This is a genomic window from Levilinea saccharolytica (assembly GCF_001306035.1).
Taxonomy (GTDB): domain Bacteria; phylum Chloroflexota; class Anaerolineae; order Anaerolineales; family Anaerolineaceae; genus Levilinea; species Levilinea saccharolytica.
On record NZ_LGCM01000008.1, the window covers coordinates 18,107 to 44,984 of the forward strand.

The 26,878-nt window shown below is 46.2% G+C and carries 31 protein-coding genes; 21 read left to right on the forward strand and 10 right to left on the reverse strand.

The window, feature by feature from the left end; genetic code table 11:
• Positions 1–43 precede the first annotated feature (43 nt).
• Genes ADN01_RS01855 through ADN01_RS01865 form a run of 3 tightly spaced genes read left to right on the forward strand, consistent with a single transcriptional unit; the run spans position 44 to position 2,808 of the window.
• Complete coding sequence (locus ADN01_RS01855) at positions 44–1,327, forward strand: ATPase, T2SS/T4P/T4SS family (RefSeq protein ID WP_062419245.1); 1,284 nt, start codon at positions 44–46, stop codon at positions 1,325–1,327.
• Positions 1,328–1,372: 45 nt separating this feature from the next.
• Positions 1,373–1,984: a type IV toxin-antitoxin system AbiEi family antitoxin domain-containing protein gene (locus ADN01_RS01860; protein WP_075070894.1), complete on the forward strand. Its 612-nt coding sequence runs from the start codon at positions 1,373–1,375 to the stop codon at positions 1,982–1,984.
• On the forward strand, positions 1,981–2,808 hold the full coding sequence (locus tag ADN01_RS01865) for a nucleotidyl transferase AbiEii/AbiGii toxin family protein (protein WP_062419247.1): 828 nt from the start codon (positions 1,981–1,983) through the stop codon (positions 2,806–2,808). The genes ADN01_RS01860 and ADN01_RS01865 overlap by 4 nt, the downstream gene beginning before the upstream one ends.
• A 63-nt stretch (positions 2,809–2,871) precedes the next feature.
• Here ADN01_RS01865 and ADN01_RS19015 read toward each other — a convergent pair whose 3' ends face one another.
• The 4 genes from ADN01_RS19015 to ADN01_RS19020 are packed head-to-tail and all read right to left on the reverse strand — an operon-like array spanning position 2,872 to position 5,772.
• Positions 2,872–3,897: a competence protein CoiA family protein gene (locus ADN01_RS19015; protein ID WP_147239105.1), complete on the reverse strand. Its 1,026-nt coding sequence runs from the start codon at positions 3,895–3,897 to the stop codon at positions 2,872–2,874.
• 19 nt (positions 3,898–3,916) lie between these two features.
• On the reverse strand, positions 3,917–4,558 hold the full coding sequence (locus ADN01_RS01870) for a hypothetical protein (RefSeq protein WP_075070876.1): 642 nt from the start codon (positions 4,556–4,558) through the stop codon (positions 3,917–3,919).
• Positions 4,555–4,968 (reverse strand): DUF6884 domain-containing protein, encoded by a 414-nt coding sequence (locus ADN01_RS01875; protein ID WP_062419248.1) that lies wholly within the window; start codon positions 4,966–4,968, stop codon positions 4,555–4,557. Before ADN01_RS01875 ends, ADN01_RS01870 begins: the two co-directional genes overlap by 4 nt.
• A 30-nt stretch (positions 4,969–4,998) precedes the next feature.
• Positions 4,999–5,772, reverse strand: a complete 774-nt coding sequence (locus ADN01_RS19020) for a hypothetical protein (protein WP_147239106.1) — start codon at positions 5,770–5,772, stop codon at positions 4,999–5,001.
• Positions 5,773–6,020: 248 nt separating this feature from the next.
• On the opposite strand from ADN01_RS19020, the gene ADN01_RS01880 reads away from it, so the two are divergent.
• Both ADN01_RS01880 and ADN01_RS19025 read left to right on the forward strand, forming a co-directional pair.
• Positions 6,021–6,902, forward strand: a complete 882-nt coding sequence (locus ADN01_RS01880) for a type II secretion system F family protein (protein ID WP_062419250.1) — start codon at positions 6,021–6,023, stop codon at positions 6,900–6,902.
• Positions 6,903–7,763: a hypothetical protein gene (locus tag ADN01_RS19025; RefSeq protein WP_147239107.1), complete on the forward strand. Its 861-nt coding sequence runs from the start codon at positions 6,903–6,905 to the stop codon at positions 7,761–7,763. It begins immediately after the preceding gene.
• Between the two features lie 33 nt (positions 7,764–7,796).
• Here the strand turns inward: ADN01_RS19025 and ADN01_RS20290 are convergent, their stop codons facing one another.
• Positions 7,797–8,966: an RNA-guided endonuclease InsQ/TnpB family protein gene (locus tag ADN01_RS20290; protein ID WP_075070877.1), complete on the reverse strand. Its 1,170-nt coding sequence runs from the start codon at positions 8,964–8,966 to the stop codon at positions 7,797–7,799.
• Positions 8,967–8,969: 3 nt separating this feature from the next.
• A complete protein-coding gene (tnpA, locus tag ADN01_RS20295; protein ID WP_082142903.1) occupies positions 8,970–9,410 on the reverse strand; it encodes an IS200/IS605 family transposase in 441 nt (146 codons plus the stop codon).
• Positions 9,411–9,701: 291 nt separating this feature from the next.
• Between tnpA and ADN01_RS20300 the strand changes: the two genes are divergently transcribed.
• The 16 genes from ADN01_RS20300 (at position 9,702) to ADN01_RS19050 (ending at position 21,185) form a co-directional block, all read left to right on the forward strand.
• The gene (locus tag ADN01_RS20300; protein WP_369425848.1) at positions 9,702–10,079 is read left to right on the forward strand and encodes a methyltransferase family protein; all 378 of its coding nucleotides are present in this window, start codon (positions 9,702–9,704) and stop codon (positions 10,077–10,079) included.
• A 5-nt stretch (positions 10,080–10,084) separates the two neighbouring features.
• On the forward strand, positions 10,085–10,426 hold the full coding sequence (locus tag ADN01_RS01905; protein WP_062419253.1) for a hypothetical protein: 342 nt from the start codon (positions 10,085–10,087) through the stop codon (positions 10,424–10,426).
• Entirely contained in the window at positions 10,404–11,393 is a 990-nt protein-coding gene (locus ADN01_RS19030; RefSeq protein WP_147239109.1) for a hypothetical protein, read from the forward strand. Before ADN01_RS01905 ends, ADN01_RS19030 begins: the two co-directional genes overlap by 23 nt.
• The gene (locus ADN01_RS01915) at positions 11,393–12,103 is read left to right on the forward strand and encodes an RcpC/CpaB family pilus assembly protein (RefSeq protein ID WP_062419255.1); all 711 of its coding nucleotides are present in this window, start codon (positions 11,393–11,395) and stop codon (positions 12,101–12,103) included. Before ADN01_RS19030 ends, ADN01_RS01915 begins: the two co-directional genes overlap by 1 nt.
• On the forward strand, positions 12,079–13,434 hold the full coding sequence (locus ADN01_RS01920; protein WP_075070879.1) for an ATPase, T2SS/T4P/T4SS family: 1,356 nt from the start codon (positions 12,079–12,081) through the stop codon (positions 13,432–13,434). Before ADN01_RS01915 ends, ADN01_RS01920 begins: the two co-directional genes overlap by 25 nt.
• Positions 13,431–14,093: a hypothetical protein gene (locus ADN01_RS01925; protein ID WP_062419258.1), complete on the forward strand. Its 663-nt coding sequence runs from the start codon at positions 13,431–13,433 to the stop codon at positions 14,091–14,093. The genes ADN01_RS01920 and ADN01_RS01925 overlap by 4 nt, the downstream gene beginning before the upstream one ends.
• A 3-nt stretch (positions 14,094–14,096) precedes the next feature.
• Entirely contained in the window at positions 14,097–14,660 is a 564-nt protein-coding gene (locus tag ADN01_RS19855; RefSeq protein WP_201778612.1) for a hypothetical protein, read from the forward strand.
• On the forward strand, positions 14,657–15,541 hold the full coding sequence (locus ADN01_RS01935) for a hypothetical protein (RefSeq protein ID WP_062419259.1): 885 nt from the start codon (positions 14,657–14,659) through the stop codon (positions 15,539–15,541). Before ADN01_RS19855 ends, ADN01_RS01935 begins: the two co-directional genes overlap by 4 nt.
• Positions 15,542–15,543: 2 nt before the next feature.
• Positions 15,544–16,380, forward strand: coding sequence for a hypothetical protein (locus ADN01_RS01940; RefSeq protein ID WP_062419260.1), 837 nt, complete (start codon positions 15,544–15,546; stop codon positions 16,378–16,380).
• A gap of 81 nt (positions 16,381–16,461) precedes the next feature.
• Positions 16,462–16,632: a hypothetical protein gene (locus ADN01_RS19545; RefSeq protein WP_160318358.1), complete on the forward strand. Its 171-nt coding sequence runs from the start codon at positions 16,462–16,464 to the stop codon at positions 16,630–16,632.
• Between the two features lie 112 nt (positions 16,633–16,744).
• Positions 16,745–16,891, forward strand: coding sequence for a hypothetical protein (locus ADN01_RS19550; protein ID WP_160318359.1), 147 nt, complete (start codon positions 16,745–16,747; stop codon positions 16,889–16,891).
• On the forward strand, positions 16,863–17,309 hold the full coding sequence (locus ADN01_RS01945) for a TadE/TadG family type IV pilus assembly protein (protein WP_082142905.1): 447 nt from the start codon (positions 16,863–16,865) through the stop codon (positions 17,307–17,309). The genes ADN01_RS19550 and ADN01_RS01945 overlap by 29 nt, the downstream gene beginning before the upstream one ends.
• Positions 17,306–17,845 carry a pilus assembly protein TadG-related protein gene (locus ADN01_RS19035; protein ID WP_147239110.1) on the forward strand — a complete coding sequence of 180 codons (540 nt, stop codon included), beginning with the start codon at positions 17,306–17,308 and terminating at the stop codon, positions 17,843–17,845. Before ADN01_RS01945 ends, ADN01_RS19035 begins: the two co-directional genes overlap by 4 nt.
• The gene (locus tag ADN01_RS19040; protein WP_147239111.1) at positions 17,770–19,656 is read left to right on the forward strand and encodes a hypothetical protein; all 1,887 of its coding nucleotides are present in this window, start codon (positions 17,770–17,772) and stop codon (positions 19,654–19,656) included. The genes ADN01_RS19035 and ADN01_RS19040 overlap by 76 nt, the downstream gene beginning before the upstream one ends.
• Positions 19,629–20,597, forward strand: a complete 969-nt coding sequence (locus tag ADN01_RS19045; protein WP_147239112.1) for a hypothetical protein — start codon at positions 19,629–19,631, stop codon at positions 20,595–20,597. Before ADN01_RS19040 ends, ADN01_RS19045 begins: the two co-directional genes overlap by 28 nt.
• Positions 20,598–20,609: 12 nt before the next feature.
• Complete coding sequence (locus ADN01_RS19050) at positions 20,610–21,185, forward strand: hypothetical protein (RefSeq protein WP_147239113.1); 576 nt, start codon at positions 20,610–20,612, stop codon at positions 21,183–21,185.
• A 9-nt stretch (positions 21,186–21,194) separates the two neighbouring features.
• Here ADN01_RS19050 and ADN01_RS01955 read toward each other — a convergent pair whose 3' ends face one another.
• The 4 genes from ADN01_RS01955 to ADN01_RS01970 all read right to left on the reverse strand — a co-directional run bounded on the left by ADN01_RS01955 (position 21,195) and on the right by ADN01_RS01970 (position 26,845).
• Complete coding sequence (locus tag ADN01_RS01955; protein WP_082142906.1) at positions 21,195–21,848, reverse strand: VanZ family protein; 654 nt, start codon at positions 21,846–21,848, stop codon at positions 21,195–21,197.
• A gap of 619 nt (positions 21,849–22,467) precedes the next feature.
• Positions 22,468–23,160, reverse strand: a complete 693-nt coding sequence (locus ADN01_RS19055) for a hypothetical protein (RefSeq protein WP_147239114.1) — start codon at positions 23,158–23,160, stop codon at positions 22,468–22,470.
• Positions 23,147–24,100 (reverse strand): ABC transporter ATP-binding protein, encoded by a 954-nt coding sequence (locus tag ADN01_RS01965; protein ID WP_062419263.1) that lies wholly within the window; start codon positions 24,098–24,100, stop codon positions 23,147–23,149. Before ADN01_RS01965 ends, ADN01_RS19055 begins: the two co-directional genes overlap by 14 nt.
• Positions 24,101–24,490: 390 nt before the next feature.
• Complete coding sequence (locus tag ADN01_RS01970) at positions 24,491–26,845, reverse strand: WD40 repeat domain-containing protein (protein ID WP_062419264.1); 2,355 nt, start codon at positions 26,843–26,845, stop codon at positions 24,491–24,493.
• Positions 26,846–26,878 lie beyond the last annotated feature (33 nt).

The window sequence follows — 26,878 nt, forward strand, 5'->3', positions numbered from 1 at the left end:
ATTCTCTTGAGTTGGAAAAGGTTCTTAATATTGGAGGTTTTCTATGCCAGGAATATTAGGTTTGTACGACACTGCTACGAATGGGAATAACCTGGACGAATCTATCCGGTCTGAGGTTTTCAACGAGGTAATCGATCAGGTCAACCATGATTTCCCGACTTCTGTTCTTCAGAGTCCGAATGAGAACGACCGGCAGCGCATCCGGGAGCGGGTCGAAGCCCAGATCGCTGCTGCGTTAAGAAAACGCAACTGCCGTCCAGGCGCTCTTCAGGAAGCTACCATCGCTGAGGAACTCACTCGGCGGATATTGGGATTGGGATTCTTAGATTTACTCTTACCGCCGGCTCGCACAGACATCTCTGAAATCACCATTTACTCCAGTGGCCTTCTGCAAATCATGCGTAAAGGATCAGTTCGTTGGGAGACCATTGAGCTGCGGCCTGAAGCGGGTGAAATCTGGCGTGTATTGGACCGCTTGATTGGTCCGCAAAACAAAACTTTGAATGAGACCAACCCAAGCATCAATGCAAAATTGCCGGCAACGCCACATAATCCAGGTGGTGGACGGATCAAGGCGCTTCATCCAGTCATTGCGCCACCAGGTCGTAATCCTTCTATCAATATCCGTCTTTATGAACAAAAGCCGGTCAAACCAGAGTGGTTATTGGAGCGCGGAATGATGAGCTCCGAAATGATGGAGGTTCTTCGTCAGGCCATGGAGAAAGGATCCCGTATCCTGATTTCCGGGGGAACACGAACCGGAAAGACCACTCTGCTTAGTGCCTTATGCAATTTTTTGCCTACGATCTGGCGCATCGTGAAGATCGAAGACCCAGAGGAAATCTGGGTAGATCGCCCGACCGTCCAGACGGTGGAAGCCCGCCCGCAGGCGATTGGCACGGATGTCCGACCATATACCCTGGCAGACGGAGTCGATGATGCCATGCGAATGTCACCTGATTACCTGGTCATTGGAGAGGTACGTGATGGCGTGGCAGCCATGAGTTTGTTTCGGGCTTTGATGACAGGGCACAGCGGAGCCTGTACTTTCCATGCGGACAGTCCGCGTGAAGCAGCTCGCCGTCTAGCAACAGTCATGGGTGCGGATGCTGGAGTTAAGCCACATGAGGCGAATCAAATGATCTCTGATGCAGTTGATTTGTTAGTGCAGATCGGAATCCGTCACGAGATTCGCCGAGTGATCGCCATATCCAATGTGTTCAAGGATTTGAAGAACGGTGATGTATATTTTGAACCAATCTATCGATATAAAGAGGAATCCTCAGCGGTAGAACCTTACTGGGAAAAATTAGGGGAATTGAAATAATCAAGACTATTTTACAACCATGCTGATTTGACGTATAATATAAGCATGGTTGTAAAAAACAAAGCAAATCCAATTGATAAAATCCTGGAAATTTTGAAGAACCAGAATGGCATCCTATTAACTTCTGATCTTGCGAAACTCGGAATTCCGAGAACCTATCTTTCTATTCTAATAAAGAAAGGCGAGATCCAACGGATTTCAAGAGGTGTTTATTCGGCTGCCAATTATATGGTCGATGAGATGGCCAGTATGCAAGCAAGGTACAAAGGAGCGATCTTTTCGCATGAAACAGCCCTTTACCTTTTAGGGCTGACAGATCGGACTCCGCTCTTTTATTCTATGACAGTGCCGGCGGTATATAACGCAACACCATTAAAAGCGAGTGGAGCAAAAGTATATTTTGTAAACCGCAATTTATTCCTATTAGGAGTAATCACGCTTAAATCGTCTCACGGGAATGATATCAAGACTTTTAACCTCGAAAGAACTATCTGTGATGTATTAAGAAACAGAAACCAAGTAGATGTTCAACTTGTGAATGAAGCCTTGAAAAAATATGTACTCCATAAAGACAGGAATATCGACCAGCTTTATAACTTTGCCAAGCAATTTAGAATCCAAAAGATCGTCAGGGAATATATTGAGGTTCTTTTATGAGTAAAGCGATGCAGCTAAAAGCCAAAATTAAAAACTTGGCTTTGAAAAACCATGTACCTGCTCAAGCAGTATTACAAAATTTTATGCTGGAACGTTTACTGGAAAGAATTTCGCTCTCAAAATATAAAGACATGGTCATTCTTAAAGGGGGAATGCTGATCGCTTCAATGGTTGGGATCAGCAGTAGAACAACCATGGACATGGACGCTACTTTGAGAGGATATCCTCTTACTGAAAAAGCAATCCAAGAAGCTCTTTCGGAAATATGTGCCATTCCACTTGGGGATGAGGTCAGCCTGAAATTGGATCACATCGCACCTATCCGAGAGGATGACGAATATGGTGGTTTTCGAGTGGCAATTATTGCCAAGTACGAATCGATTAATACTCCTTTGAAAATTGATATCACCACTGGAGACATCATCACCCCTGAAGCGATCAGATATGCCTTTCAATCGAATTTCGAAGATAAAAAGATTGAGGTTTGGGCTTATAACATCGAAACAATCCTGGCAGAAAAGGTAGAAACTATTTTGCGAAGGAGTGTACTCAATACTCGGCCAAGAGATTTTTATGATGTTTACATTATCATGAAGACCCAACGTCGTGCCATTAATAAGAATATTTTTAGGATTGCTTTGAACGCGACTGCCCAAAAAAGGACGTCTCTTGCAGCGTTGAGGGATCAAGACAAAATTCTACAAACAATTCAGACCGATACAATTATGAGGCAACGATGGGAACGATACTGTAAAGAGAATTACTATGCAAACGGTATCGAGTTTGATGATGCGATTGGAGTTTTAAAGGAATTAGTAAATTAATTTAGGCCTTCCAAGGGGATCGGCTTATTCATAACGATTAATTATTCGGGAAAAACCTTAAATCTATAACCAATGGATATCAAGGTTTTGTGAGGGGAACGCTTTTGGATCAGCCCGGTAATACTCACATGATACTGCCCTGGTGGAAACGTATTTCTGTTTTAAAAACTTACAATAAATTGGACCTTCGTCATCATCACGAAAAATATTTTCTCCGTGATACCGGCAAAGAAAACAATTTCGTATCTTCTTCTTGGCATGATATGCATTTTCCAGTTCATCAATATAGATTTGAGGGCCTCCATGCGGTAGGACTTTTGAGAATTCGATATCGCCTTTCTCTAGACGCAATTTATATTTCTTGGGGGTGTCATTTAACACATAAGCCCCACCATCGGTTTTTAATAGAAAAAAGAAGAGTTTATTATTGCATGAAGGAAAACTACATCGTGTTTTTACGATTTTTTTGAAATTCAGAAATTCAGCCTTGAAGTAAGTTTGAGTGATCAGCTTTTGCTGAATTGGCTCGAGATCTTCTTCATCTTCAAGCGAAAGCTCGATTATTCGAGCGCCCGAATTTCTTTTTTCTTCTGATGATACATGGGTAACTACGAACTCAATGAAAAGTTTTTCTCCGTTTCCATTGGATAAGAGAATATCGGGAATAAACGAGCCATCCGGAGTCTCTATCGAAATATTCGGAAATAGTTTTACTAGGTCGAATTTTATTAACTTTGGATCAAGCTCGCAAGTAATTTCAAACTCATCCTTACAGCTGGTGCATACCCAATTTTCATACAGTTCGATATTAAATGGGGAGCCTTTTTCCAAGCAGTCCGTATAGACATGAAAAAACAGTCTCTTTGCAAGTTGATGCAAGTAAGTTTCCGGGTTGCAGTTCGCTTCCACTACATGGCGGAAATGCTTTTTTCTTACTTCACCTAATACAGGCCTGAGAGAATTTCCGCAAGATATGCATCGATAAATTTCCCTACGGATTTCATCAGTCTTCGATAGGGCGTTAATATTCTGAATCTCATCTTTAGAATTCAGGGCGTATTGATATTTGACAGTAAATTCTTTGGCCACGCAATTTCCCCCAGAAAAACTATTCGTTTGGAAATATCATCCGTTTTAGGTTTTCAAACTCTAATTGAGTGAGCGGTTGTTTATATAGTTCGTTGACAATCCACAAACCACTTTCTCTGATTTTTTCTTTGGGCGAGAACAAACCCAGCCAGTACGGAGAAGGCCGACATGACGGGCACAGAGAAACGGTTGAAATAATCCGAGATTCCAATATCAGACGATCCTCTTTTTGAGGGACAGGAAAGACAACAAACCAAAAATGAGATTGAATGTAATCGGATACCTGGCGTTCCACCTGCTTCTGTTTCTCATGGTCAATTTGAAATCTGAAATTATCTTTTGCCGCGCGCGTGGTTAGATCCAATTCCCATTTTTCCAGGAATGGATCATTTCCTTTGTTTAGGAGTGCACGTCCTATATTCTTTCGAAAAATACTTCGGTCTTTATTTTCCAAGATGAAATGCTGTTTAAGCCGAGAACGTAATTGATCTTTCCCGGTATGAGTACCAATTCGCACAATCCGATTTGTCCCATGTGCTATTTCACCATCTTCAAACAAAATATAAATCCCATTCAATGGAATCAGAGCATTATCAAAAGGAAAATGATGGTGGGGAAGACGCTCCAAAATTCGGTGTAATTCGGGACAAACTTCCATCATGATATCCTTCGCTTTAGTTCCTGAAGTTGTCTGCCGAAAGACAGCCCTTCCAATGGGATTTCATAATGTGTTAACTCCGGGAGAAGATATTTGCGGTAATTCATCCCGGCAAGAATAACAAATAAATCTGATTTCAAATCCGCCTTCTTTTGTAATACATCCAGTACCCGTCTTGACCAGCCCTTTTTCTCTGCTTCAGTCATTGTATTCAAGGTCATTTCATACGGGGCAATTATTTGATCAAGATCCAATAATCCATACTTTGCTGAGAGGATGTAGATAGCGTCTGGTTCTAATTGGTAAGCGTATTGCAGATTGGATTGGAATAGAGTACTCGTGTATAAGTCCTTTGCTTTGGCTGGATATTTGAGTTTGCTTTTGACGCATGAAACAAGCACGATTTTTTTCATGGTTACCTCAAAAAGAGAATTCCTTTTTTCCTACCACACCGATGCATCTTCAGGCCACTCATCAATATCGTAGCTAGAAAAGATTGCGGCATCCAAAATACATGGCAGAATACCGGTTTGAATACACCAATCCCGAAGGATATCGGATACAAAACAATAGTATTCCTCTTCTCCTAAAGCCATCGAAGAAAGGGGGAGGGAAAAACCAATCGTACGAAGCCACTTAAGAACGCGGGAATCTAGAACAAATTCATATCGGGTCAATCCAAGAGATTGCCAAAAATTACGAGATTGTTTTGGCCCAAAACCGGAGAAAGTTTTCTGGATGTAAAGAGCTGCTTTCCGTTCGAGCATATAATGATCTGGGGAGGGGTCTGATTTTCGCTGTTCCTCAAGATGATTACCAAATTCATACATGGTCGACCAATTACCAGAAAATAAAACATCATAATTGTGTTTCATCTGCTTGGCTATCTTAGGCCCAAATCGAATCCCACCAAATCCCTCGATTTTCTGTTGAATAAATTTTTCAATATCATTAACCTTGGAACATTCCTCCAACGAAAGCGGAAAAGGCTCAGCGAGTAAAAACCTACTAATCGGGCTTTTTGGTCCAGATCGTTGTTGTGTTGTAAAAAGGCACATTGCCATTGTGAGCCAAATATCTTCTCGAGAGCGTAAGGGAATTTTGCCATTCACATTTCTCAATTTGCGTTGAACAACAAAAGTTCGCTTTTCATTGGCCTTCACGAATGAAATCAATGCTTGGTTATCATACTCTTGGAAAGATATATCGAGTCTCATACCGCCACCTTTTCTATTATTGATTTTAGTTGAGAATGTTATTTTCAATCAAGCTATGACCGAGTTTTGATATTTTGGAAGTTGTCCCCCTAGGATAAGTCCTTTTCGCTTGCTATACTCAATCTAAACTGACAACTTAATTATTTTTTCTTTCAATCGTTAGCCGGACTCTACCTGCTGGATGCGCACGTCAAAGGCGCATGAGCACGAGTGTCTGGCTTTTGTTTTAAAACTTACCTGGAGGATCTATGACGATATTAATTCCAGTGGTTGGGCTCTTATCCACTACTTTGGTGCTCTTACTGTGGTATCCAAAGCAAATCAAAACGGGTAGATTATCCGCTTTATATACGGTTGATTCAGCCCGAACTCTATCCAGCCTCGATCAAAAATCGCTGGAGTATAAACTATTAGCCTCCGGTCTAAATATCAAACCCGTTACCTTCCGCTTACTACGTATCGCTGCTGGTGTTTGCGGCATGGTCATTGCCTGGTTGTTCCTTCCCGGTCTACCGGCAATTGTAATTGGTGGAATCCTAATTTACATACCTGGCGCATGGTTGGATGATCGAGTGAAAAGTCGTGGTCGGAATATTGACCAGCTGCTCCCAATTGCGATTGGTCGAACCGCTGCTGGCCTACTCGCTGGTGGATCCGTGCCCGATGTTTTACAACAAGTCGGTGAGTCCTTGGAGATAGAAAAAACCAATCCACTCACCCCAGAGTTTATTCTCACTGCTTCAGAAATGCGAATCAAAGACAGGGTGGATGCATTGCGAAGTCTGGCATCGCGCAGCCCTTCCGTGTCCCTGGCCAATCTAGCTCAACTGTTGGAAGGATATACCGAAGCAGGCGGACGAGCCTACACCGCAGTCCTCATGGATATCTCAAGCCGGGTTCAGCAAATCCTGATTGCTCGGAATCGTGCCCAGGCGAAAGCCGGCGATTCGCTGGTTTCTGCAAAAGTCCTGCCAGCTGTCTTGATCTTCATTCTGATTTATCTCAGCCAGGACCCAATGGTGCGCTCTTCGTTAACCGCCCTCCCTGTTCAAATCGTAATTGGTGGCACGATGGCAGCCATGGTGGGTGGGTACTTCATTATCCGTTCCATGATTATGGAGGCAGTGTAGATGACTGCACTCATTTATCTCACCGGAATCGCTGTTTTTGCATTGGTTATCTACCTGACACTTGAACTTGCACCTGCAGCACCCACAGGCCGGTTATCTGAGATTCTTACCCCAGCAGATGGCGTTATCCTGACCGGATGGCGTAAATCCCTATCTCCCCTAGACAAGCCTGTATCTAGATGGACGCCAGCCGGTTTTTTACGGAAAACACGGGCAGATCTGTATTGGGCTCACATCGGAGATCGCTGGAACGATTGGAACGAAGTGCAATTTACCTCTCTGCGGGTGGCTTTAGCTGTAGCAGGGTTTGGATTGGGGATGGTAGCCACTGCGGAACCAGTATTTGCTTTGGTAGGTGGATTGGTTGGATTTCAATATCCTGCTATGTCTATGGGCGGGGTTGCCCGTCGTTATCGCCGTCATTTTATTGCTCAACTTCCAGAATTTGTTCAGCTAGTTTCAGCCCAGATGTCTGCAAATGTTTCGATGGAAGAAGCCTTGCGTCGGACAGCTCAAGCGCAAAGCTTGGTAGGTAAATGGATGCGGTGGGTTCTTCAGATGGCGCAAGGTCGTGATCTGATTGAGCAAATGCAACGCGAAGCCCAGGAATCGCATCTCCCCGAATTGATCGGCATGTCTGTTCAATTGGAATTCATCCGACGCGGTACTGCCCAACAGGAATTGATGGGACAGCTGGCAACCAGTATTGCAGCTGATTATATTGGCTCCGCTGAGCAGCGAGCAGAAAAAGTGGGGTCCGAACTGGTAATCCCAATGGTGGTTTTTTATTTCCTGCCATTCCTGGTGACGTTGCTGGCTGTAATCGGATGGCCAATTGTCCAGAATCTAGGTGCGATGTAGTGACGTTCTCCGTCGCCTTTAGGCAACGGCTTCTCAGCCAACGCTTTCCCCAACGGGATACGTTATCGGCTGACCGCTCCGTCCGAGCGGAGGTAGTAAAGCCATAGATAGGATATTCCGAGCCGCATTTATGTCTCGATCGAGAACCAAACCGCAATTAGGACATACATGAACACGAACCGACAAACCTTTTGGAACAATACTCCCGCACTCGCTGCAAGCTTGAGTTGTGTTGGAAGCGTTCACGGCAATCACTTGAATCCCGGCACTTTCAGCCTTGTATTCAAGCATATGCCGGAACAGACCAAACCCTGCGTCGTGCGAAGACAGGGAAAGATGCCTATTTCGGTTCATGAATCTCGGAGAGAGGTCTTCAATCGCTATCAGGTCGTTTCCGGCAACGAGCCGATTACTGATCTTGTGCAAAAAATCTGCCCGCTGATTGGCAACACGCTCATGCAAGCGAGCAATCTGGTGGTAGGCCTCTTTTTGCCTATGGCTTCCCTTGGCCTGTCGAGAGGCGTGACGTTGCAACCTCCGCAGTTTCGCGAGACTCTCTCGCAGCCAACGAGGGTTATCAATCAACTCGCCAGTAGAGAGGGCGGCAAGGTTTTTCAAACCAAAGTCAATGCCGATTTGTTGGCCTGTTTGTACCTGACGTATACCAGGGTCTGGCAGTTTCAGCATCAAACAAACATACCACCGCTCACCAACCCGCTTGACAACAACATGCTTGATTACGGCATTGGTCGGGATAGCTCGGTGGTAGCACATACGCATCTCGCCCACGTTCTGAACGTAAAAGGACTTGCGCCCATACTCATCTTGCCGCAGTTTACAACCATCTCCATAGGTGTATTCGATGCTATGAAAGCGTTTGCTGCTTTTGAAGCGGGGAAAACCTGGCTTATCTCCTGCTTTCAAACGGCGGAAGAAACCGGTAAACGACTTGTCCAATCGGCGCAAGAGGTGCTGCAAACTGGAAGCATTCACCTGACCGAGTGTGTTGGGATTTTCTCGACGTGTGTTTCGAAAATTCATCCATTGTGCTCCATAGCCAATGCCCTTGCCCGTTTCTTGATAAACGGCAATGCGCTGCTCCAATGCGGCATTGTAAACAAGACGAGACTGCCAAAGCAAAAAGTCCAGCTTTTCAATCTGCTCAGTGTTTGGGCGAAGGAGGTACTTGTAGGTACGAATCATTGTCTAACTCGACTTCTGCATTTCGATATATCGCTTTACGGTTCCCTCGTACACGTGGCTTATCGAGCCAATGAAGTTGCTCTTACTGCACATAATCGGAAGGTTGAAACGCAGTGGGGAATACTTCAAGCGCGGCGACAGAGAGGTAGTTTCTCTGAACCGGTTTCTCAGGCGCTGAGGCGCATCAGTTGGGTGGCTCTTTATGAACAGGTGTATGTGGTCAGACATGATTTCAAGCGCCTCAATTGTCACATCTACCTCTTGCGCCTTTTGGTGCAGCAACGAGCGCAATTGATCTGTGATTCCGCCAACAACCACCTTCCGTCGGTAATTGGGACACCAAACCAAATGAAAGTTCAGGGAGAAAACACTTCCCGAATTGCGTCGATTTGGCACGTCACCCATAGAACAATTGTACAACAATATTCGAGATCGGTTAACCATGTAATACAAAAGAAGAAAGCGGCTTCCATTTCCTCATTCAAGCGACAGTCCTTGTCTCGTATCTTTATGGCCACCAATCCCCTCCATTTCATTCGGAATCATTCCGATCGCATACGTGACCTGGTTGGTTTTGGCTTTTTCCTTTTTGCCACGCTTATTTCCGGGTTGGCAGCCTGGCAGCATCCTTCTATCCTGGCCTGGCTGTTTGCGATTCATAACGGGTTATTAGCTTTCTTCTACACCCGGCGAACACCGGCGAAACAATATGATCGCACCGGATTATGGCTCGGAATGATCGCCTCATTCTTGCCCACATTCACAATTTCCAGCCATAGTGAGTGGTATTTGCTCATACCTGCCCTGGCTAGCTACTCGCTGATCTTGTGGTCTCTCATCACTTTAGGATCACGTTTTGGGGTTGCTCCTGCGGATCGTGGCCTGACCAGTCGTGGTCCCTATCGGTTTTTACGTCACCCGATGTATCTAGGAGAACTGGTGTTCAGGGCAATGATGGTCTTCAGTTCTCCAGATTGGTTCACTGCCATTCTTTTATCTGTTGCTCTGACGTTCATTCAATGTTGGCGAATCCTTCGAGAAGAAAAAATGATTGACGGATATGCCTGCTACATGCGGATTGTACCTTGGCGATTGATACCTGGACTCTGGTGAGAAATATGACGCGGAACTTATCAAACATGTGCTTTGCGTTAGCTTTGAGTATCGCCCTACTCATGAAATTATTTGCAGTTCAAGACGAATTAGTCTGGTTGGCGGTGTTCAGTGTATTTGTTTCTGCCATTCTGACCAATTTGATGTGGATTCGATCCATTGGAATTGCCGGGATTAGTGGTTTATCCATCGTGTATATCAAGTTGGGTAGCGGTTCACTACCAGGAACCATTTTGACGGTCATAACCACCTTGCTTTTGGCTATTGCGGTTTTCTTGGCAATCTATGCAGATTTGTCCTACCCATCGAAAAACATCCAAGGAGATGAAAAACAACATGAAATTTAGTTTTGGAAATTCCTTTAATTTGAAACGGAATTCGGCTCTTGTTATTTTACTCGGGGCTCATCAACCTGATCAAAAAGTATTGGAAGCACTCTCCCAGACTGACAATCTCTCAGTACGGGAAGCATTCTCTTCTCGTGGTGTTTTACAGAACCTGTCTGGAGTACACCTGGTTATTCTCGGTGACCTGCTCCCAATATCAGATGTATCTGAAGAGATACTTCACAGTGCGCTGGATAAGAGTGGGATTCCGGTGGTTACTCAAGACAGTTTTGTAATAGACCCGGCTGAATGGCTAGGGCGAGCCCGGTTGACCAGTGCCAAACAAGTCTCGTTTCTACCAGCCCGTCAGATTAATTTGGTGAATTGGTCTGGAGGAGTGGGAAAAACAACCCTTGCGATGGCTGTTTGTAAACGCTTCGTCAGGAATACGGGACTGCCAGCGGCATTGCTTGAACTTAGTATGGGCGGAAGCGCACTTCACGCTCGAATTTCACCCGACCTTCCCGAATTCTTTACCATTGCCACTCATAAAGCAGAGCCTGCTCTTTGGAATGGGGTCAGTTTATACCCGATGGACGGCCGAACAATCGATGTCCTATGGAGCGAAGACCCGCAAGGGGTTCGAAATCTACTGGTCGATATCCAACGGAAACACACACTTTTTGTCGTGGACTGTTTTCCCGGTCATCCCCTTTTCTCGGAATTGTCGAAACCTAAGCCTGGTTTGATCAACCTGGTCGTTTCCTCTCCTCGCGATGATGCCATATTACAAGCCAGACGATTGATGAGCGAAGTTTCAGAACCACACCATTTAGTCTTGAACATGGCCAAATCGGTCTCTGATCGTGCAGAAAGCGGCGTGTCGATTGTGTTGCCTTACAACGAAACATGGGCTCAGTCACTCGATCCACGATTGGCTGATCCCATTTTAGAACAAGCATATACCGGCTGGAAACGGAGGAATTAATGAATCGAACTGTTCAATTTATTATCGGTGTAATTGCCGTTGTGGTTGCCCTGGGAGCAGGTTTCTATGGACGTAATCTATATTTGAAGGAAGTTTCCACTTATCAGGTACCAGTACCCATCAATACAATCCCTGCTTATGCAATTCTAGATGCAGACATGTTCCAAATGCGCGAGATGCCTCGCACGATGGCGTCTTTACCCTATTACCAATCCACCCAGGATCTGGAAGGAAAGATCAGCACGGTTTCATTGCCGGCAGAACTGCCGGTTGCTCAGGCAAATGCGGTGCGAGTCACGCAGTTTCGACTGGCCGATGTAAAATATGAAGTTCTCTCAATCCCGGTTGAACCTGTTTCTGCAGTAGGTGGACAAATTCGAATCGGAGAACACGTCAATTTGTATCAAGTGCTTCCCGAGGAAATTGACCCTGAGAATACAGCGATTTCAGCCAACGATCAATCTACCTTCAAGGTCGAGCTCATCGCCAGGAGTGTTTTGGTAGTAGATGTCCGCAATGCACAAGGTGTCGCTGCAGAATCCAATCAGAAGAGTGAGGATAACTCAACGTTTGGTGGCAGCCCTCAGAACGAACAAGTCCAAATCCTTACCCTGGCGGTAGAGCCGAAATATGTGGACGTTATTCTCACTGCGGTTGCAGCAAGTAAAAAACAAGGTGGATTGTTATGGTCGACCCTGGCACTTCCTTGATTCATCCAACCGCTCCACCAACCATTCAGCCCTTAAACCAATCTGATCTGCTCCTGATTGAACGGGTCCGTGAGGAATTGGTACAGCGTGGAATCAACCCACCCAGCTGGCGAGAAGCAGACTCGGAAAAACGTCGTCGTTTCTATGATGAGGTGCGCTCTATCTTGATTGATCAGGGTGAGAATCGCAGCGTCGTCAATCGCAATGCACAAATTATCACAGATGCATTGTCCGGGGTGGGATTGCTTGACCAGTTGCTGCGCGACCCATACGTGGAGGAAATCTTCGTGCGCAATGGGAAGGTAGCCGTGGAATATGATGGGAGTTTTTATCATCTGGGGAAACTGGCTGATGACAGCTATTTCGAAAACCTCGCTGTGCATGTTGCTGATCAAGGCGGCGCTACTTTGCGCGGAGATCGCCCGGCTGTGTTAATTGATCTGCCAGGTGGAGAACGGTTTACCGCCATCGTTCCGCGCCTGTCAACTGAGGGGACTGCAATCAATATCCGTACTTTCGGCCGGCGTGTTCGCACATTGGAAGAAATGGAGCAGACTGGTACGTTTGCCAAATGTGATCCGACATCAATCGGATTGATGCAGACATTTACCAGCCCTGCCGAAAAAGATACCAAGTCCGAACTGACCCGTCGGATCCAATCTCTGAAAGACACACCAGATCGATTTCTAGCCTGGATGGTAGCCAACATGGCCGGCAGCCTGATGATTGCTGGGGAAATGGGTTCTGGCAAGACGACTTTACTCAACGCCCTCTCGGGTTTTTTGCCTGTATCTGCGCCGATTGCTGCGCTGGAAACCTTCCGGGAATTGGAAATCCAGCACCCATTTTTATTACGTACAGTAGCGCCAGCTGAATTATCGCCTGGCACGCCTGGCGTGACCCTGGATTGGGTCCTAAACGTCATTTATACCCGTATGAACCCGGCAGCCATCCTGGTGGGTGAGGTAGTAGGAAATGAGGCACTGCAATTCTTAAAAGCCACTTGCTTGGGGCGCAAAGCATTGACAACCATTCACGGTGGGACGATAGAAGAATCCCTGATGCGCCTTGAACAACTTGCCCTGGCTGCAGCGCCTGAATTGGGATTGTCTGCTGTTCGCTCGATGGTTGCGATGGGATTGGATGTTGTTGCTTTGATGGGAAGAGTCACCCGATCAGGAAGAGTTCAACGCACTTTACAGGCCATCGCCACGATTAATGGAATTAATGCGAAAGGTGATTATTGTTTGAACTACCTTTACCGGGCAGAAGGTGATGAGAACCTCCCTGTCTTTGAACAAGCCTATCACCAGTTGGAGGGAATAAAATGAACCGCTTCGTAAAGTGGATCCTTGTCGTTGTATTTCTACTTGCTGTCGTAGGATGCCTGGTTTTTATTTTCGGGAACCTGAATGCCCTAATGAAGGTGGACCCTGCACCATCAAGTGTAGATTATTCCGAAGATGTGAATCATAAGAACGAGGAAATCGAGAGCAAATTGCGGAATGCCCCCTGGCAAGGATTGCGTTTTATCCGACAAGAACAAACGTGGCGTTTTTATGGGGTAGCCGGTGAAACCAAACAGATCGATTTTATCCAACCGATGAGCTTGGTGAAAGTCTACTATCTCGAAGCAGACGGTGACCTTAACTTCACCTGGGCGGCTACTGAAATTCAATTTTCTGGAAAACCGGCATATTCATTGATTTCCCATCCTATCCAAGAAGGCCAGTTGATTGGAGTTCAACTGAAAGGGGATTATGTCACTCAAAATGGCGTTTATTGGGAGGATTGTGAGTCTGATTATTGCCACCTGGCGCAAATGATAGACACCATGATTGTGCTGGATGATGTGGGAACTGGACTTACAAACGGGTTTATTCGTTATGGTTGGGAACCGCCAACTTATCCGATGTATGGTTTTTTATGCTGGCAAATCATCTCCACAAATGATGAACCGGATCAGTCGTCATTAATTGGTCAGGAGTGACTTATGGAACCTTGTGATTATCACAAAGATTTTCATCCAGTCATCAATCCTGAAACCGGACAGCAGGAATTCCAGGATTGTCATCACCCCTTGGCCAGAAAAGATGGAAAGGTGATCTTGAGCCGGCATCTGATGTCAGTCAGCTTAGGACGGTGGCTTCGTTCATTTGAGATTGTTATTTATAAGGATGGGAATCCGCAAAACTTGACGATTGAGAATCTGGTTCTGACAACCCTCGGCAAACTTTCACATGACCCGGATCATAAGGCGGTAATTTTGATTTGCCCATATTGCGGAGAACCATTCAAAGTCACCCTTTCTCATAAAAATCGGCGGATCTACCATAACGATACCTGCCGAAGGTTGGCTGATCGGAAATTTATCATTGATCCAGAAGAATTACGGCAGTTGGTATGGGAAATTCCAACTACTCAGATTGCTGCCTTATACGGAGTTTCTGATAAAGCCGTTGAAAAGCGCTGCAGGGCGTTAGGTATTCCAAAGCCTCCGCGCGGGTACTGGACCAGACTGGATCGTATAAAAGGTTCTCCGGAGGATGAGGCATGAGTCCGTTTCGATTCTTAATTGATGCAGGAGCTGTGTTCCTGGCGGGCGGTATCTTTCTGGTTTTATACAATACGCTGTTATCTGGCGTAGAAATCATAGCGAAAACCTGGCGCAGGATATTTGTTTCCTGGGCAGGTCGCCGGCTGCGAGCGATGGGCGTTATTCAAGAAAAGCCTTACCAGGCACACAATGAGTTGGATTGGAAGCGATTAATTTTATTGATTGCCACGCCAGGATTAGCGATTGCAGTCCACGATTTTATGCTCTCACCGCTTGTGCTTGTGATCGGTTTGATCATCCTGATTTGGATTAACTTTCAGCAAAAACAGGTCGAACGCGCACAAATCAACGAGGATGCGGAAGCGGTTGCCTTGCAAATTCGATCATTGATGAGTGTAGATCATTCTCTTTTGAATGCTTTGATGAAGGTCAAATTGCCTGTGGGCGCGATGAACCACGCCATCGAGCAGGTCGCAAGCCGCTTACGAATGCATCAACCCCCTGGCCAGGCTGCACAGGCATTAAAAGGATTACCCGGAAATGTCACATCAAGGCTGTCGGCTTTGATTGCGAATAACGCTCAGCTGACAGAAGAAATTCAGGACGAGTTGCTTGTCTCACTGGAACAGGAGGCTCACCGACAAAAACTGCTACGCTCTAAGACTCGTCAGACCCTTTCGCTTGTTCGTGGAACAATCCGACTGCTACAAGGTGTAGTTGCCGCTTCCGTGTCCTTCGTAGTTTTATCACCAGCCTGGCGTGATTTTTTTCTGCAAGATGCACCTCATCGGGTGTTACTGGCAGTAATGATTTGTGGAGTTGTGCTAGCCAGCCTGTATTTTGAGTACGAAGTCTACCAATTGAGTTTTGGGGAGGTCTAAGAATGGAAACCTTTTCCCTTGTGGTGGGCTTTAGTCTGGCAATCGGAGTGGGCATGATTGCCAATACCGTAATATCCATTTTATTTGAAACAGGAAGGAGGCTTAGCCGTCCGATACAGCGTGGACGATTACACGCTCTCGGACTCGGGACCAAATATCAAAGCGACGAGAAAAGAACAGAAGAAGCAATTTTGGGGTTCGGCGACATTCCATGGGGAGCACTTTATGCGGGTACAGCCCTGATTGGACTGATCCTATTGGCAGTCTTAGGACCGCAGCTTCCCAGTATCCGGTTGGGTTTCCTGGCATTGCCAGGTCTGGTGTGGTTAGCCAAACGCTATTTGATCCAGCAGCGAAAACGGTTCATGGTCGGACAAATTCGACAGTTTCTGATCGATGTGCGTCTGCATATGAGCTTACAAGGTTCGCTCTTGCTTGGATTGGAGAGCTTGGCAAAGACGACCGTCGAAACTTCAGTTGTATACCAACGTCTACAAAAACGGCTGCAGGGCAGTTCTGCTCGCAGTGGGTTGGATTTACTTAACCAGTTGGCTGACGATTTGAAATCTCCCCAGTTGCTTCGCGTTGTACAACGTGTCCAGGCTGCTCAACAATCCGGAGGAGTCTCCGATGTTGATCAAGCGATTGCCAGTGTCATCGAAGAATTGAACGAAGAGATCGGTTACCAATCCGAAGAACAGATGCAGCGTTTGCCCCTGCGCATCACCTTATTGGCTATGCCGTTTCTCCTTGGGCCAATTGTTATCTTGTTGTTTTACCCGCTTGTTGACCGCATCCTGAAAACCCTCTCCGGGGTGTCGATTGGCGGCGGTTTCTAACCCCCTATCGCTCCGCGATGGGGGCATACCAGCCCATTTTTCAAAACCCCCGCCCAAAGTGCGAGGGAAAGGAGCCTGTTTATGTTATTCGATAAGAAAGCATCCGAAATTCCACAGTTTGTTGTTGTTCTGGCGATCGCCGTTGTCTTGGGAGCAGTGGCCATCTGGGCCATCCTGAGCAATATCGGTACCCAAGGCGGCAGTATTGCAGACTGGATTAACAGCATCGCTGTGCCGGCTGCACACCCATAATTTTTTAGCAAACCTGGTGGCTGGTCTTCTATCCTGAAGACCAGCTATCAACCATTAACACTCCGCTTCCTCTGTAAAAGTGCAGAGGAGCGTTCCAGGGAGAGGAGGAATTATGTTGCATGATCGAAATGGACAGAGCGTTGTTGAGTACATCGTTGTCCTGGCGATCTTTATCGCTCTGGTTGGCGGCGCGCTCTGGGAAGTCTTTTCCACTTTAAAGGTCAAGTTCAATGATGTCAACGCCGAAATTGGGTCTTAAATCAGATTCAAAAGGGCAGGCAGCGGTTGAGGCCTTGTTAGTTCTGATGGTGCTTGCACTGGTAATTTTTGGAGGAATTGAACTCAGCCGTGGAGTGGCCATTCGACAGGCATTGGACAGCAGTGCCGGCGCAGCTGTTCGCGCTTTGTCCCTGGATCCTTCCCAATGGAGCTATGCAAGGAACTTGATTCAAGAAGGGACGAACCAAAATGTGATGGGTACGGGTGAGGCTACGACCATTCAAGTTTTTGATGCTGCCGGTACTCCACGGAGTTCAGCCTGGCTTTCAGGCAGCCCATTTGGGACCACTTTTATCCTGGAGGCTTCAGCACCATTTCAGGCAGATATTCCCTTCCTCTCTGAACCCATCATGACAATACGGGTTCAGCACTGGGGAATCGTGGAGCGGTATCCGTGATCCCATTACCTTTAAAAGCTTTTACGGGAAATGGGATGATTATTGAAAGAAAAGCACAATCCGCAGTGTGGGGATTATTATCCATCCTCGTGCTTGTAGTGATTGCAGGTGGGCTCGTGGATATTTACAGGTTATATGCGGCGCGTAATTGGGCTTATTCTGTGGCGCAAGAGGCTGCGCTTGCTGGTGCATCCCGAGGAAGGGACTGGGATGCAGTTCTCAATACTGGCTTTATCCAACTGGATCAAGCCGTGGCCAGTAATGAAGCCCAAAACGTAGTTTATTCTGCTATGCAAGCGCGTGGAATTATTGGTTACACCTCGTCAATTCGGGTTCTGCCTGATCCTTTTGGGGGAACGATATCCGGATTTCCACCCCGTCCAATCCGCTTGGGAGATGGATTGAGCGATTGGTCAAGTAATGAACCTGCTGTTGGAGTCTATTTGGAGGTTCCAATCCAATGGACGATTCTAAACATTTTCGGAATCGAATTGAAAACCGTTCGGGTATTTGCATCCGCTGGGGTTGTCCAATGAAAAAATTTATCTTAAATCTGATAAAGCGTAAGAAAACATTTCTGGGAATTATCCTTGCCATTGTGATTGGTTTGGTGATCACGATCTCTGCACTGGCGGATTATGGCCATCCTATCGTTTCTTATAATCGAAATCCCGTTTCGATCACGTTCCCCAGAGCTGGAAGAATTGTTTTATGGAATGTTATCACCTCAAGCTCACCGGGGTATTTTTCGCGCTATTACTTCATCCGTAATGGCTGCAGGGTAGGGCAGAACTGCACATATATGGATGTGATTAACAATCAAACAGTGCTGACACCGATCACGGTTGCAGCGGGTGAGACGATCCAGATCAGAGGTTGTGATTGTTATGGAGGTAACTGCGGTTCAGGGGGGTGTGCTAACCCGCATGTGGGTTGGAAAACGCCTCATCACGATTACTTTTGTCCAAATTACTTCTATTCGCAAAACTACAACCCAAGCGCTGGTGGTAGAGACTTTACCAGTTTAATGACAGCATTCCTCGCTTCCGGGGATACCATAATTGGCACTCCACAATGTTGGGGAGATTGGGATGAAGATAATAGTAATGGCGGTTATGACCACGACTTTGAAGATTTCGTCTTAATCTGGGCTTATAGAGATACCTTTACTGGCTACCATGACGGAGCCTCTGGAACGGTTCCTCAATCCCAATGTCGGGCTTACGGCTGGGTGATGCAAGATGCCGCTCCAGGGTTGGATATCAGTTACCGCATCCTGGTAGATGGCAATTTGGTAGCGAATGGAGTCGCTAACCAGTACAGGGCGGATCTGACCGGAACATGCACGGGCGGCACTTGTGGGTTCACTCAAGATTTGTGGGGATTGATATCACCCAATGTTCAACACACCATACGCGTTCAGGGTCAAAATCCCTATAATTCCTCCTGGTTTGATTTGTCAGGAACAAATAAAACGATTCGATGCTCACTCCCGCCCAGTGTGGATTTGAAAGCGAATAACCAGGATGGAACGATCCGCCTGACTTCTCCCGCTCAATATCTGTTGAGTTGGACATCCAGTAATGCAGATACCTGTACTGCCTCAGGAAGCTGGACTGGAACGAAGGGTCAGTCTGGCTCGACGAATTACACTGGCATCACCACCGGAAGTTACACCTATACGTTGACATGTTCCAATCCCATTGGCTCCGCATCAGATAGTGTCACTGTCATTGTCTACAATCCACCCGCAGTGGATTTGAAGGTTAATAACACCGATGGTCCTCTGACATTAATTTCTCCCGCAAGCTTTACCCTGAGTTGGATCAGTCGCGATGCGACAAATTGTTCAGCAGCCAGCTCAAATGGCAGCTGGGATGGGAATGTGGTCATATCTGGAAATCAGCCTATGAGTGGAGTCCCGACTGGAACGCACACCTATACAATCACCTGTTCTAATCAGTATGAAACTGCTAGCGATTCAGTCACGGTTATTGTGATTGCACCACTTCGCGGGACAATAGCGGTCACATATGCGCGTTTATTGTTATTTGCTCCTAGCCTGGATCAACCCGCACAGACCCTAACTGGAGAGGTAACAGGTGGTGTTCCACCTTATTCTATTTTGGTGCAAGTTCGGGCACCATCGGGAGCTCAATTTTCTTTGAACCGCAATGGCTCAACCTGGTCTGTGACTCCTGAAAATTCAGGAGATCTCAATTTTGGCACCACAGAAGAGGGTATCTGGACCGCATGGGCTGATTTGTCGGATGATTTTGGCCAGACATATCGAACACCCAGCGTAGTTTGGGAGGTGGCATGGCATCCCGTGCATGGTCGCCCGTAATCCGAATTCTACTAGTCGCCCTTACCGTGATGACAACTGCCAGTTGGGAAATAACATCTGTGAAGGCTGATAGCGGTGGAACCTGCCAGGTGGCATATGGCTTAACCCCAACATCTATTCCAGATTGGTTAATGCCAGTAAGCGAGAACACGAACCTAGCCACTGCCAACCGTTATGATGTTTTGGCTGCCGAGTTATTGTCATCCGGATTAGTCGATGGTATTACCTGCCCAGCACAAGGGTTGAATCCTGATGGCTCCGCAAATGGTTGTGGAATCGAACTTACTAAAGACCAAGTTCTCACATGGCAGAATCAATTTGACTCGGTGATTCTGTCTTCTTCTCAGGCTGCAGAGTTACCCCCAAAGGTAGTTAAAGCTGTCATTGCCGTTGAATCGCAATTCTGGCCAGCGGCAAATTGGACTTTAGGGGAGATTGGATTGGGTCAGATGACCACATATGGTGCAGACCTTGTTTTGATGTGGCGGCCGGCTTATTTCCAAACCATCTGCCGGCAAACATACGGTGAAATAGGGTGTACTACCCAATATCAATTCCTGGATTCTTCAACGCAATACCTATTACGCGGAATGGTTTTACGAGATATCGAGGCCACATGCCCGAATTGTCCAGGGGGTGTTGATCTTGAAAAAGGAAACCAAGCGATACGAGTTCTGACTGAAACCCTCAATGCAAGTTGTTTGCAATTGACCAGGATATTCAATCTGGCAACCGGCAAACAACCAGCTGCGTTTTTAAGTTATGACGATTACTGGCGTCTGGTTCTAGCAAATTACCATGCCGGCGCTGGGTGTGTTTATCAAGCTCTTCGAAAAACCGGAAATCCGAACAATTGGAATAGCATTGCAGCCAATTTTTCAAGCGGTTGTGCAAGTGGCGCTGAATATATTCGACGGATAGAAGGGCAGATCAAGCCGTAGAAAAGAGGTGTTATGGATTGGATTATTTTTGGCCTTGTTGTAACCTGGTTGGGAATCGTATCTTGGTTCGATATTCGAAAAAGTGAAATACCTCACAGCGCATGGGTGGTTATTCCTCTCATTGGCGCAGGTCTTTATCGAATCTTGCAGGGAGACTGGACATTAGTCCTACTTGCTGCTGTAGTTGCTGCTGTTAGTGAACGGTATAGGATATCTAAAGCATTTGGCTGGGAAGAATTAAGCCGAATAATCACCTGGCTCCCATTGCTATTTTTGGGAGCATTCCTCTCGATTCAATCTTCACCACTTTCAGCTTTGGCAATCATTGGCTTCTGGGCAGCCTGGGAATTGAAGTGGTGGGGTGGCGCGGATGCAGTTAGTGCAATTACCGTTTCTTTGATATGGCCCAGTGAAATCTTTATCTTTGCATTTCTAGCAGCTCATCTTATTGTGGTTTTCCGCTTAGGTTTGGTGTCAGCGATTCGGGAAAAGAAAATTAGTTTTCACCGACTGCCAGGAATACCCATTTTGTTGGCATCTGTTATCTTCTTGAAAATTAGCTGTGTCTTCCTAAACCAAATCTTGTGAGAGGTTGAGCTAAACTTTGGAATTCAGCGCAAAATTATCAATGCCTTCTTCCCCTATTTTTTGATGGACTACTTCACATAAATACAATGACAACGTGTCTTTGTTATTCGTGTCCTGTCCTATTATCAACAAGTATAGCCCTGCAAACAACTTGAATAAGCCATAACCCAATATAACTCCAAATGCGTTAAACATTGCATCATTAATATCAACTACACGGTAAGGGTATCTCAATGCAAGAGACAGTAGAAGTTGCGCTATCTCAAGTCCTAATCCAAGGAAAATGGAAACACTAACTATTTTTTTGACATTCATCCTTGTTAAAAAATTTATACCAAATCCAAAGGGTAAAGTCAGGAGAATGTTGTAAACTAAGAATCTTAATCCACCCGCGGTCAACCCAAATTGACCAAAATAGAACGGCACAAAATTTACAGAAGACAATATCTGTAAATTCCTCATTGCATCCGAGAATGATCCACTTATTTCTATGGGAAAAAATACTTTATCAATTCCGTACATCAAGTACACACCAAACAGAGATAAGAAAAAAATGTAAGGCAAATTATGCTTTCGTCTCCATTGGGTAAATAGAATTACAATAAACACTAATGATACTAAAGGGAATAATGGAATACCTAGATTGTCAGTGTAGATATACATTTTTGATCCTCTAAATAAGGATTCTCGTGGGCCGATTGTGCTCTCGGCCCACGAGAAATGAGATACTTTTTACGGTGTACTTAGTGTACCCGACCCTTCTACTTCACGATTATCCGTTTCTGTTCTCCAAATTTTCATAAAGTAGCTTCCCGATGTAACGTTAGCGCATCTGTAACTAAAAGAGACTGTGTCCCCCCAACCTGCAGGAGCAGCGACTTTTCCAACTGCGCACATTTTTTGATGTATAAGGGTATCTTTCCAGGCTTCGAAAGTCCATCCTTGGTTTCCATTAGGTGATCCATATATTGCAGTTGTTTCAAGGGTTCCAGCGACGGTTAAATGCCCGGCATTCATCTGGTGAAAGACCCCATTGTCGTGACCATTCACTACTCGGCCATCGTAATAGGCGAGAAAATACGAGTCGCTACTGTTTGCCATTACGGGAGTGACCATGACTAACGCTGCCAGTAACGCCATGGCGATAGTTATGGTTCGGTTTTTGAAAAACTGATTCCTCAATACATTCATCTAAGCGAATTGTTCTTTATGAATTTTGTTATTAAACCTTATCAAATTTGCTAAGGAAGACCACGTAATAGAAAAAATCGCTATAAGCGTATCAAAGTGCCAACACGATTCTTTCCTTTCTCAAGAACTTTAAGCCGATATACGATAACAAAAAAACACATAATAAACCCATAATATAACCGCCCAAAACGGCGGGACTTATGCCAGAAGAAGAATGAGCACCTGCACGAAATATGAGAAGATAAACGCTAAAGTTTACGATCAGGCTACCCATAGAATGATTCAAATACATTAACAACAATGTGTTTATACAGATTGTTCCAAATAACAGAACTGGAGATATGAAAAAGAGAATCCACCCGGGACTTGAAGGAAGAATAAGAGTTGCCAATCCCAATGGCCAATTTGCCTGAAGAAAAACAATGATTACACAGAATAAAGAAGGAATGTAACTGAGAATAAAAATTGCCAGAGATTTCCCCAATAAGATTGAAGTTAAAGATAAAGGTGTTGCTAAAATTGTCTCCATACATCTTTGCCGCATATAATCCTGGACTTGTAAAGTTGACAAAACCCAACTGAATACTATTTCCGTTGACAGGAAAAAGAAAGCCAGGTATGTATCAATTCTGATTTGCGGGTCAGGGATCAGGTTTGTGTACGCCATGGATAAATATGTGCCGACATAAAATGATACGAGATAAGTAAAGAGAAATAAAAACTTATAATTAGTAATCACCAGCAATTCTCTTTTTGCTACGGCGACAATATCATTGAACCTCATGATGTTCCTCCTCCTTTACAATTGAAATATACAGGTCCTCTAGGCTGTTTTTAATTTGGGTAATCTCTTTAATTGGGATAGAATTTTGCGTAAGTGCATTAAAAAGGAGGAGCCGTGAAGAATCGTCGTTCAACTCGATGAAGGCAACCTCTTTTTCTATCTTAAAATTAGAGACATAGGATAAAGAACTTAATAGATTCTCTAATTCTGGAAAAGATTCATTTTCTTCCAACTTAACTTCAAGAGTTGTTTGATTGTTTTGCCTTAACAAATCAGCAATTACCCCCTGGAGCATAATATTCCCATGTTTCATGATCACTATCCTGGAGCAGATCCGTTCCACTTCATCCAGGTCATGCGAATTGATATAAATTGTAATTCCCGCCTCTCTTGACAATCTGAGGATCAGATTTCTGATATAGACAGTTCCCTCTGGGTCAAGATTAGATGTCGGTTCGTCGAGGAATAAAATCCTCGGCTCGTGTATCAAGGCTCTGGCGAGCGATAGTCGTTGTTTCATCCCTTTGGAAAAAGTACCTACTGGTTTCTTTATGTATGAAGACAAGTCCACTTTATCGAGCATTTCAAGAATCCGGTCTCTGCGCTTTTCTTTCGCTAATCCATAAACCTGAGCGAAGAAATCGATATTTTGGTAAGCAGTAAGTCTTTCATTTAGGCCATGATCTTCTAGAACGAAACCAATCCCATTTTTATCCTCTCTGGTCATGCTTAATGGATTCTGCCCCAACACCTTAACTTCACCGGTATCGTGCACGATCAAGCCTAACAAGATGCGTAATAAAGTGATTTTCCCAGATCCATTCGGCCCCAAGATCCCAAATACTGATCCATTTGGAACCTGGAAATTGATATCTGATAAGACGGTGTGTCCTCCCAACGACTTCGTTACATGTTTTACTTCAATGATGGTATTTTCCATAAGGTTCTCCGAAAAAGAACGATCAATCGTAGAGATGTGGTAATCCAATAAGCAATTTCCGAAGAGAACATTAACAAACTAATCAAGTTTCGTCAAGCTGTTTACGACCTCGGCATAACCCGCCGGCGCGATGTAGTGTTTGAACTGCAGCATGCGATGATTACAGTCACTACAACGAATAGCCCTCTTTTCTGTGATTTGGTCATAATAAATTCCTCCTGCCTGGTACAACTACCTGTCCAATTTATTTCTATTTATGTAGTTTGGCAAATCAATTGCTTTTTTGAGTAGTTTACGGGAATTGACCCATTTGGCTCATCATGGAGGGTCAAATGCTGGTCAGCTAAATATTATATAGGACGTACGATTCCAGAGTAGCCATGGCAGGAGTTACTCTGTGCCTGAAGTAAATGCAGATAGATCCCAGATTTGTAGGGTGCCGTCACGGGCAACAGAAGCCAGACGGTTACCGGCAGGAGACCAGGCCAGTTGATCGCTTATATCGGTATGACCGCCCAATTTTGCCAGAGGTTGACTGGTGGTCATATCCCACAAGAATATATCGCTGCCGGTCGAGCCGACAGCCAAGAAGCGACCATCCGGCGACCAGGCAACGGTCCATAGCCGGTAATCGTTCATTCCTGTGGTCAGCAACTGCTCCTGTTTCCCAGTCACCACGTCCCAGATCAGGATCATGCCTTCATCTGCCCCACTGTCCGGATGCATCAGCGCTCCCACCGCAGCCAGTTTTTTGCCGTCCGGAGACCAGGCCAGCCCGAGCCACAACGGTTTGAGATCCCCGGTCTCTGCCTGTAAAATGAATAGCACCTTTCCGGTCTGGGCGTCCCAGATGACGGGGGGCTGCATATTCAATGAATCCGCCGAGGCGAGACGTTTGCCATCGGGCGACCAGGCGACCTGGTCTGGTGTATGCCGCTGAGTTGGGTCCTGCAATTGAGATAGGAGTTTTCCTGTGCCGGCATCCCATACATGGGTGGGATCAGCCAGGTGACTGCCATCCCAAGACCAGGCGGATGAGAATGGGTACTGGTTGTTATCACTTTCGAGGGGGCGTTTTGAACATACGCTTCCCACCAGATGAGTTTGATCGCCGCTGGTAAATAAATAGGTTCCAGGGCCGATAGGCGGCCAGGAGTTTACCCATTTCTGAGGGGTACCGACCATTTCCTGGCGCAAGGATTCACCGCTAACCGGGTTCCACCACGTGATGGCTGCGCCGTTCGTGGAGGCTAACCCGTCCAGCGTCCAGGTCAAAAAGGTTCCCACAGATGCATGACCGCCCAGGCTGCGCAGCACACTGCCAGTGCTTACTGTGAAAGCATTGATCTGGCCATCCGGAGTTTGCAGTCCGAAAAGGGTCTTCCCGTCAGGCGACCACCCCAAGCCGGGGGCAGTGTAATAACCCTCGATCTTCTGCTCCACCTGGCCGGTGAGGGCATTCCAGATCAGGATAAGGCCGGTGTCCATCCCGTATGCTACAGCCAAATGCTGCCCATCCGGCGCCCAGGCCAGGGTAGTAATGGACCCGTTGACCTGCTGGTCAAGCAGATGAATCTGGCGATCTTGCTTCGCATCCACGATGGCGACGATCGGTAAGCCCATACTGTCATACTGCGCCAGAAGATTGCCCACAGGAGCGGTGAAGATGGCACTGATCCAGGTATCTTTGGTACCCTCGGCTGAAAAATCCTCCACCTGTGCGTACGTATCCCCCTCCCAGGCCAATATTTTCGTTCCCATCGAAACCCCGTATATGCGTCCATCTGCTGCCCAGGCGACTTTCATCCCGCTGTAGCCTTCGGAGCACTTGCCGCCACTGAGTTCTTTCAGTGAGGTACCCTTATTTGCGTCCCAAATGGTTACCTGTACGCAACCACTGCCGCTGACCAGCCGCTGGCCATCCGGCGACCAGGCAAACGAGCCGCCCGCGCCTTCCAGCCTGGTCAAAAGCTTACCGTTACCCACATCCAGAATGACAATGGCACTGCCTGATACAACACCCAGGCGTTCACTTTGGGGATCGAAAATTACCAGCCCAGCCTTTTCCGGCAAGGGAGCGAACCAGGACTCAGCAAATGTGTTGGCATTATACAGAAAAACCCCGAAATGTGTACTGACGGCCATCCGTTGTCCATCAGGAGAGACCGCCAGAGAAGTCGAGCTGCCTTTACCAATGCGTAAAGTGGGGTTTAACACCGGGAGGGAAACTTCCTCTGGTTGATCTATACTCACCTGGACAAGCTGGATCACCTGGCCTTCCGTCTGCCAGCGGGCAGGATCCACCTCGATGATGTAGGTAAAATTCTCTCCCGGCATCGGAGTTTCGCCCACCCAATCGACTACCGGCTGCTGGTAGCTCTGCCCGTTCACTTCAACGTCGTAGGCAGCATAACGGTAGACCCCTTGCGATATCTCCCGATATTCCGTGGTGGTCCCGCCCGGAACATCCCCGAACTCGATTCGTTCGTCAGGGAATCTCACGACCAGATTATGCAGGGTAAAGGTGCTTTGGTTGGTAATCCGCAATCGTTGGAGTTGCGATTGGGCATCTGGTGTTTTTGCTGGGATCGTTGCTTCGGACTCAGAGGGAGGAATTGTTGCGGCATCTGGGGATGTAATCTGACCAGGCGTTACATCTGGTGAAACCATTGGTACAGCGGTACAACCGTTCAACACCGTAAATAGGATTAACGGGATGAACACCCTAGACAACAGTTTGGACATTTTTACCTCCTGTATTGGCTAATCGCTGATGCC